The sequence below is a fragment of the Streptomyces durocortorensis genome, assembly GCF_016901035.1.
GTDB classification, from domain to species: domain Bacteria; phylum Actinomycetota; class Actinomycetes; order Streptomycetales; family Streptomycetaceae; genus Streptomyces; species Streptomyces durocortorensis.
In genome coordinates this window covers 1-7974 of the sequence record NZ_JAFEUF010000119.1, presented here as the reverse complement: position 1 = coordinate 7974, position 7974 = coordinate 1, and the positions used below count along the sequence as shown (strand labels likewise).

7 protein-coding genes are annotated in these 7974 nt (G+C 70.3%); 4 read left to right on the top strand and 3 right to left on the bottom strand.

Annotated features, from left to right (window positions below; genetic code table 11):
- Positions 1–272 precede the first annotated feature (272 nt).
- A complete protein-coding gene (locus JS521_RS21410; protein ID WP_205084564.1) occupies positions 273–1025 on the top strand; it encodes a response regulator in 753 nt (250 codons plus the stop codon).
- A 21-nt stretch (positions 1026–1046) separates the two neighbouring features.
- On the opposite strand, the gene JS521_RS21405 is transcribed toward JS521_RS21410, so the two are convergent.
- Positions 1047–2234 (bottom strand): winged helix-turn-helix domain-containing protein, encoded by a 1188-nt coding sequence (locus JS521_RS21405; protein ID WP_205084563.1) that lies wholly within the window; start codon positions 2232–2234, stop codon positions 1047–1049.
- A gap of 74 nt (positions 2235–2308) precedes the next feature.
- Positions 2309–2920 carry a GNAT family N-acetyltransferase gene (locus tag JS521_RS21400; RefSeq protein ID WP_205084562.1) on the bottom strand — a complete coding sequence of 204 codons (612 nt, stop codon included), beginning with the start codon at positions 2918–2920 and terminating at the stop codon, positions 2309–2311.
- A 240-nt stretch (positions 2921–3160) separates the two neighbouring features.
- Here JS521_RS21400 and secA point away from each other — a divergent pair, with 240 nt between their 5' ends.
- Entirely contained in the window at positions 3161–5983 is a 2823-nt protein-coding gene (secA, locus tag JS521_RS21395) for a preprotein translocase subunit SecA (RefSeq protein ID WP_205084561.1), read from the top strand.
- Between the two features lie 68 nt (positions 5984–6051).
- Here the strand turns inward: secA and JS521_RS21390 are convergent, their stop codons facing one another.
- Entirely contained in the window at positions 6052–6540 is a 489-nt protein-coding gene (locus tag JS521_RS21390) for an Rv3235 family protein (RefSeq protein WP_205084560.1), read from the bottom strand.
- A 275-nt stretch (positions 6541–6815) separates the two neighbouring features.
- On the opposite strand from JS521_RS21390, the gene JS521_RS21385 reads away from it, so the two are divergent.
- Positions 6816–7322, top strand: coding sequence for a DUF6912 family protein (locus JS521_RS21385; RefSeq protein ID WP_205084559.1), 507 nt, complete (start codon positions 6816–6818; stop codon positions 7320–7322).
- A gap of 62 nt (positions 7323–7384) precedes the next feature.
- A partial coding sequence (locus tag JS521_RS21380; protein WP_205084558.1) for an HAD family hydrolase occupies positions 7385–7974 on the top strand: 590 nt, incomplete at its 3' end.

Here is a 7974-nt window from a genome sequence, read left to right as displayed (position 1 = left end):
CCCCCTACCACTCGGGGTACACCCCCTTGCCCCCCCCCCCGGCCCCGGGGGCCCCCCCCGGGGGGGGGGGGGGGGGGCGGGGGGGGGGGGGCCCCCCCGGGGGGGGCCCCCGGGGGGGTTTTCCCCCCCCGGGGGGCACCCGCGTACGGGCACAGGACCACCGTGCCGGGGCCCGGGCATGGAATCATGGCGGACCGAGCCAATCGGTGTTCCGTGAGGTGCCGTTGGCGAACGACCGACACTTCAGGCCGTGGCCTTCAGGGGGAGGAACGATGGCGGACACCTTCGGGCCCGTGCGCGATGCGAATGACTCCGACGACGCCGGTGCGTATGCCGGCACCGACGCGGACGGCGCTTCACGCAAGGAGCCCATCAGGGTCCTCGTGGTCGACGACCACGCGCTCTTCCGCAGGGGTCTGGAGATCGTCCTCGCGCAGGAGGAGGACATCCAGGTCATCGGCGAGGCCGGGGACGGCTCCGAGGCGGTCGACAAGGCCGCCGACCTGCTGCCCGACATCGTTCTGATGGATGTCCGGATGCCCAAGCGCGGCGGCATCGAGGCCTGCACCGCCATCAAGGAGGTGGCCCCCAGCGCGAAGATCATCATGTTGACGATCAGCGACGAGGAGGCCGACCTCTACGAGGCGATCAAGGCGGGCGCGACCGGATACCTCCTCAAGGAGATCTCCACCGACGAGGTCGCCACGGCCATTCGCGCGGTCGCCGACGGACAGTCCCAGATCAGCCCCTCCATGGCCTCCAAGCTGCTCACCGAGTTCAAATCGATGATCCAGCGCACCGACGAGCGCCGGCTCGTCCCCGCGCCCCGGCTCACCGAACGCGAGCTGGAGGTGCTGAAACTCGTGGCGACCGGCATGAACAACCGGGATATCGCCAAGGAGTTGTTCATTTCCGAGAACACGGTGAAGAACCACGTCCGCAATATCCTGGAGAAACTGCAGCTGCACTCCCGGATGGAGGCCGTGGTCTATGCCATGCGCGAGAAGATCCTGGAGATCAGGTAGCCGGTCGGCGCGGGCGGCCGGTCAGCGGTAGGCGCGCTGGAGCGCGTGGCCGATCTCCGTCCTGAGCGGCTCGCGCAGCTCCGGGGCGTCCACCCGGTCCACCCGGATGTCCGTGCACCCCACCCAGGCGGCTGCCTCCACCAGGGCCTCGGCCATCGGGACCACCGCCTTGGGGCCGGCGAGCGATGCCTGCTTGGCGACCAGTGTGGTGCCCTCGCGCGCCGGGTCGACCCGGCCCTGGAGCTTCCCGCCCGCCAGCAACGGCATCGCGAAATAGCCGTGGATCCGCTTCTGCTTGGGCACGTAGGCCTCCAGCCGGTGCGTGAAGTCGAAGATCCGCTCCGTGCGCGCCCGCTCCCAGATCAGGGAGTCGAACGGCGACAACAGCGTCGTACGGTGGCGGCCGCGCGGCTCCTTGGCCAGGGCCTCCGGGTCCGCCCAGGCCGGCTTCGCCCAGCCTTCCACCACGACCGGGACCAGGCCCGAGTCCGCCACCACGGCGTCGAACTCCTCGCCCTTCAGCCGGTGGTAGTCGGCGATGTCGCTACGGGTGCCGACGCCCAGGGACTTGCCCGCCAGCGCCACCAGCCGCCGCCGGCACTCGGCGTCGCTCAGGTCGTCGTGCAGCACGGTGTCCGGAATGGCCCGCTCGGCCAGGTCGTAGATCCGCTTCCAGCCGCGTCGCTCGGTGCACACCACCTCGCCGTACATCAGGGCCCGCTCGACGGCGACCTTGGACGCCGACCAGTCCCACCACTCGCCGCCGTTCTTCGCGCCGCCCAGCTCGGTGGCCGTCAGCGGGCCCTCGTCGCGCAGCTGCTTGATCACGGTGTCGTAGACGCCGTCGGGCAGATCGTGGCCCCAGTGCGGGCGGGAGCGGTAGGCGCGGCGGCGGAACGCGAAGTGCGGCCACTCCTCGACGGGCAGGATGCACGCGGCGTGCGACCAGTACTCGAAGGTGCGGCCGCCCGACCAGTAGGCGTCCTCCACCGTCCGGCGGCCCACCGCGCCGAGCCGGGCGTAGGGGATCAGCTCGTGCGAGCGGGCCAGCACCGAGATCGTGTCCAGCTGGACCGCGCCGAGGTGGCGCAGCACCCCGGGCACCCCTCCCCGGCGGTCCGGAGCCCCCAGGAAGCCCTGCGCCCGCAGGGCGATGCGGCGGGCCTGGTCGGCGGAGAGTTCGACTGCGGGAGGAGGCACAGGCGTCATACGTCGAACCCTAGACGGCGCCACTGACAGTCCGGCCCCGGATTCCGCCCGTGGATCACGGGCGGCCAGGCCGGTCAGCGCCCGGAATCCGGGGCTCCGCCGGGCCGGGGCGCACGCCGCTCGGGGACGTACGGGTGGGCGCCCGCGAGACCCAGGTCGGACGGGAGCAGGGCGGCCGTCCAGGCATCGCGCCGCACCCCTTTGTTGAGCAGCCCGGACCGCTGTTCGCCCTCCAGCCGGAACCCCGCCCGCAGGGCGACGGCCCGGGAGGCCAGGTTGCCGATCTCGGCCCGCCACTCCAGCCGGTCCGCCCCCAGCGAGGTGAAGGCCCAGCGGGCGGAGCCGAGCACCGCCTCGGTGACGTAGCCGCGGCCGCGGTGCTCCTTGGCGGACCAGTAGCCCACCTCGTACGTCCCCGGACGACTGCGGCGGTCGATGCCGAGCGCCCCGACGAGCGCCCCGGTCTCCCGGAGGACCAGGGCGAAGCCGTAGGAGGAGTCGTCCTGCCAGCCCGCCGGGGCGAGCTTCGCGGTGAACAGTTCCGCGTCGGTCAGGCGGTACGGGGAGGGGATCACCGTCCAGCGCTGGATGTCCGGGTCCTGACAGGCGGCGTGCACCCGGTACGTGTCCTGCGGGCCGAAAGGCCGCAGGAGCAGGCGTTCCGTGGTGAGGGTGATCGGCTCCATGGGCCGATTCTCGTGAGCGCGCTGCCGTGATGCGAGCACTTTTCGGGCTTCCCGGCACCTTCCGTGCGTCTGGACCGTTGTCCTGTAAGGGTGCGGCGAGGTCCACGCGACGGCAGCCCTCCCGACGCGGTGGTGTCCTCGCTTACGATGGCCGTTGCGGTGGGGCCCACCTGCCGTGCCCGCGCCAGAGTCCATTACACGACCCAGTGCCAGGCCCGACCGGCAAGGAGACCAGCCTCAGTGTCCGTCTTCAACAAGCTCATGCGTGCAGGCGAAGGCAAGATCCTGCGCAAACTGCACCGCATCGCGGACCAGGTCAGCTCCATCGAAGAGGACTTCGTCAACCTCTCCGACGCCGAGCTGCGGGCGCTCACCGACGAGTACAAGGAACGGTACGCGGACGGCGAGAGCCTGGACGACCTGCTTCCCGAAGCGTTCGCCACGGTCCGTGAGGCCGCGAAGCGCGTCCTCGGACAGCGCCACTACGACGTCCAGATGATGGGTGGAGCCGCCCTGCACCTCGGCTATGTGGCCGAGATGAAGACCGGTGAGGGCAAGACCCTCGTCGGCACCCTGCCCACGTATCTGAACGCGCTCTCCGGCAAGGGCGTGCACCTGATCACGGTCAACGACTATCTCGCCGAGCGTGACTCCGAGATGATGGGCCGGGTCCACAAGTTCCTCGGCCTGACCGTCGGCTGCATCGTCGCCAACATGACGCCGGCCCAGCGCCGCGAGCAGTACGCCTGCGACATCACGTACGGCACGAACAACGAGTTCGGCTTCGACTACCTCCGCGACAACATGGCGTGGTCCAAGGACGAGCTCGTCCAGCGCGGCCACAACTTCGCCGTGGTCGACGAGGTCGACTCGATCCTGGTCGACGAGGCCCGTACGCCGCTGATCATCTCGGGCCCGGCCGACCAGGCCACCAAGTGGTACGGCGACTTCGCCAAGCTGGTCACGCGTCTCACCAAGGGTGAGGCGGGCAACCAGCTCAAGGGCATCGAGGAGACCGGCGACTACGAGGTCGACGAGAAGAAGCGGACCGTGGCCATCCATGAGTCCGGCGTCGCCAAGGTCGAGGACTGGCTCGGCATCGACAACCTCTACGAGTCGGTGAACACCCCGCTCGTCGGTTATCTGAACAACGCCATCAAGGCCAAGGAACTGTTCAAGAAGGACAAGGACTACGTCGTCATCGACGGCGAAGTCATGATCGTCGACGAGCACACCGGCCGTATCCTCGCCGGCCGCCGCTACAACGAGGGCATGCACCAGGCGATCGAGGCGAAGGAAGGGGTGGACATCAAGGACGAGAACCAGACCCTCGCCACGATCACCCTGCAGAACTTCTTCCGCCTCTACGACAAGCTCTCCGGCATGACCGGTACGGCGATGACCGAGGCCGCCGAGTTCCACCAGATCTACAAGCTCGGCGTGGTGCCGATCCCGACGAACCGGCCGATGGTCCGCGCCGACCAGTCGGACCTGATCTACCGCACCGAGGTCGCGAAGTTCGCCGCGGTCGTCGACGACATCGCCGAGAAGCACGAGAAGGGCCAGCCGATCCTGGTCGGCACCACCTCGGTCGAGAAGTCCGAGTACCTCTCGCAGCAGCTCTCCAAGCGCGGCGTCCAGCACGAGGTCCTCAACGCCAAGCAGCACGACCGGGAGGCGACGATCGTCGCCCAGGCGGGCCGCAAGGGCGCCGTCACCGTCGCGACGAACATGGCCGGCCGAGGCACCGACATCAAGCTCGGCGGCAACCCGGACGACCTCGCCGAGGCGGAGCTGCGTCAGCGCGGCCTCGACCCGGTGGAGAACGTCGAGGAGTGGGCGGCCGCGCTGCCCGCCGCGCTGGAGGCGGCCGAGGAGGCCGTGAAGGCGGAGTTCGAAGAGGTCAAGGACCTCGGCGGGCTCTACGTGCTGGGCACCGAGCGACACGAGTCGCGCCGTATCGACAACCAGCTGCGCGGTCGTTCCGGCCGTCAGGGCGACCCGGGCGAGTCCCGTTTCTACCTGTCGCTGGGCGACGACCTGATGCGCCTGTTCAAGGCCCAGATGGTCGAGCGCGTCATGTCGATGGCGAACGTCCCGGACGACGTCCCGATCGAGAACAAGATGGTCACCCGCGCCATCGCCTCCGCCCAGTCGCAGGTCGAGCAGCAGAACTTCGAGACGCGTAAGAACGTCCTGAAGTACGACGAGGTGCTCAACCGGCAGCGCGAGGTCATCTACGGCGAGCGCCGCCGCGTTCTGGAGGGCGAGGACCTCCAGGACCAGATCCGGCACTTCATGGACGACACGATCGACGACTACATCCGGCAGGAGACCGCCGAGGGCTTCGCCGAGGAGTGGGACCTGGACCGGCTGTGGGGCGCCTTCAAGCAGCTCTACCCGGTGAAGGTCACCGTCGAGGAGCTGGAGGAGGCGGCCGGGGACCTGGCGGGCGTCACCGCCGAGTTCATCGCCGAGTCGGTCAAGAACGACATCCACGAGCAGTACGAGGAGCGCGAGAACACCCTCGGCTCCGACATCATGCGTGAGCTGGAGCGACGCGTCGTCCTCTCGGTGCTCGACCGCAAGTGGCGCGAGCACCTCTACGAGATGGACTACCTCCAGGAGGGCATCGGCCTGCGGGCCATGGCGCAGAAGGACCCGCTGGTCGAGTACCAGCGCGAGGGCTTCGACATGTTCAACGCCATGATGGAGGGCATCAAGGAGGAGTCCGTCGGCTACCTGTTCAACCTGGAGGTCCAGGTCGAGCAGCAGGTCGAGGAGGTTCCGGTGCAGGACGGCGCCGAGCGTCCCTCCCTGGAGAAGGAGGGCGCCGCCGCTGCCCCGCAGATCCGCGCCAAGGGCCTGGAGGCCCCGCAGCGGCCGGACCGGCTCCACTTCTCCGCCCCCACGGTGGACGGCGAGGGCGGTGTCGTCGAGGGCGACTTCGCCAACGACGACGCCACCGGTGACACGCGGTCCGGCTCCGCCGACGGCATGACGCGTGCGGAGCGCCGCAAGGCGCAGAAGAGCGGTGGCGGCGGCCGCCGTCGCAAGAAGTAGCAGCAGGGGTTGTACGCCGGCAGGGGCCGGGCACCGCGAGGTGTCCGGCCCCCCCCGCGTCTGCCGGATCACCGGGGGCCCGGGGCGCCTGCCGTGAGGCGTTCGCCGCCCAGCTCCACGGCGGCGCAGCGCCAGCGCTGGTCGGCGCCCTGTTCCAGCCGGAAGGCCATCGCCCGCACCCGGTCGCCCGCGGCGATGCTGGCGAACGCCTCGACGACGCCGGAGGCGGGCTGGGCCCCTCGGCAGTGGCGGAGGACCGGGCGGCTGCCGTGGGTGGCCCTCAGCGGGGTGCTGGGGGCCAGTTCGGCGAGCTGGTCGTAGGCCTCGCCGATGGTGTGGCCGAGCATCCAGTGCACCGGCCGCTGGCCGCTGAGGACCGCGAGCAGGCGCTCGGCGAACCACTGGTGCGGGCGCTGCGGGCGGTGGGGCTGGAGCCTGCGCGACCGCTGCGGAGGTACCGACCGGGGGCCGTTCGATGCCGATCGAGGACCGCTCGGCGCTGACCGGGGACCGTTCTGGTCGCGTCGTCCTGCGGGCCTCGTCCTGTCCGTGCTCATGATTCATCGCCCCCGTTGACCGGGCCCGGCTTCTACCGGGCGGTAACTTTTGTTGGGGATCTTCTACGGGTGCGGTCGTCAGCGACGCAAGGGGCCTCCTGGCGCCGATCTGGCGCGAGCGGTTTCACCTATCCGTGGTGCGGCCCTTGTGGGGCAAGGGCGACGGCGGGGGTGACGGGGCGTCGGCCGTGGACGGACGACCCCGGTTGCCGAAACCCGAAAGGGGACGCTCCCACGTATCCTGAGGACGTTTCCCCCTACGAAAGCGACCTGCCATGCGCGTGTACGTCCCCCTGACCCTCTCCGGTCTCGCAGCGGCGCACGGTGCGGGCGAGGTCGGGCCCGGACCGGTGACCGCCTACGCGGTGACCCCCGGGCTGCGCGAGTGGTACGTCTCCGACGACATCGAGGAGCTGGAGTACGCGGCGCTCAACCGGGCCGCCGCCGCCTCGCTCCGGATGATCGCCGGGAGCCCGGACGAGGTGCGCCGCCGGGTCGTCGTCGCCGTCGACGTACCGGACGGGGCAGCCGTCGCCGACCCGGACCACGGGCTGAGCGCAGCATCGCTCGGTGAGGTGCGGATCGCCGCCGCGCTGCCGCTGGCCAAGGCGGCGGCGGTGCACGTGGACGCCGACGACGCGGAGAAGGACGTGACGGCGGCGGCGGCCGCGCTGGGGGCGGCGGACCTCGGCGACGACGACGCGCAGTTCACCGTCGACGGCGCCGAGGACCACGAGCTGCTCTGGTTCGGCGTGCAGGAGATTCCGCAGCTCATCGGCTGAGCCGGTGTTCGGGCCGGTGGCGGGCCTGCGGCGTTGTCGGACCCGGCGGGTATTTTTTCTGTATGACTTCCGGGACGACACGCACACATCTGGTCTGGGACTGGAACGGCACGCTGCTCGACGACACGCATGCCGTCATCCAGGCGACGAACGCCGCGTTCGCGGAGGTCGAGCTGGAGCCGATCACGCTGGAGCAGTACCGGGAGATGTACACCATCCCCATACCCCGGTTCTACGAGCGGTTCCTGGGCCGGCTGCCCACGGAGGCCGAGTGGGAGCGGATGGACGAGATCTTCCACCGGTACTACGCGGAGCAGCGGGCGGCCTGTGGGCTCACGGCCGGGGTGGAGGAGCTGCTGCACCAGTGGCAGCGGGCCGGGCGCAGTCAGTCGCTCCTGAGCATGTACGGGCACGAGCAGCTGGTGCCGGTGGTCCGGGGGTACGGGATCGAACCGCGGTTCGTCCGCGTCGAGGGGCGTACGGGGCCGTCCGGCGGGAGCAAGGCGCTGCACATGGAGGAGCATTTCGCCGCGCTGGCCGGGGCGGGGGGTGTCGACGGGTTCTCGCCGGAGAACGTGGTGGTCATAGGGGACGCGCTCGACGATGCGGTGGCGGCGGCGCATGTGGGGGCGCGGGCGGTGCTGTACACCGG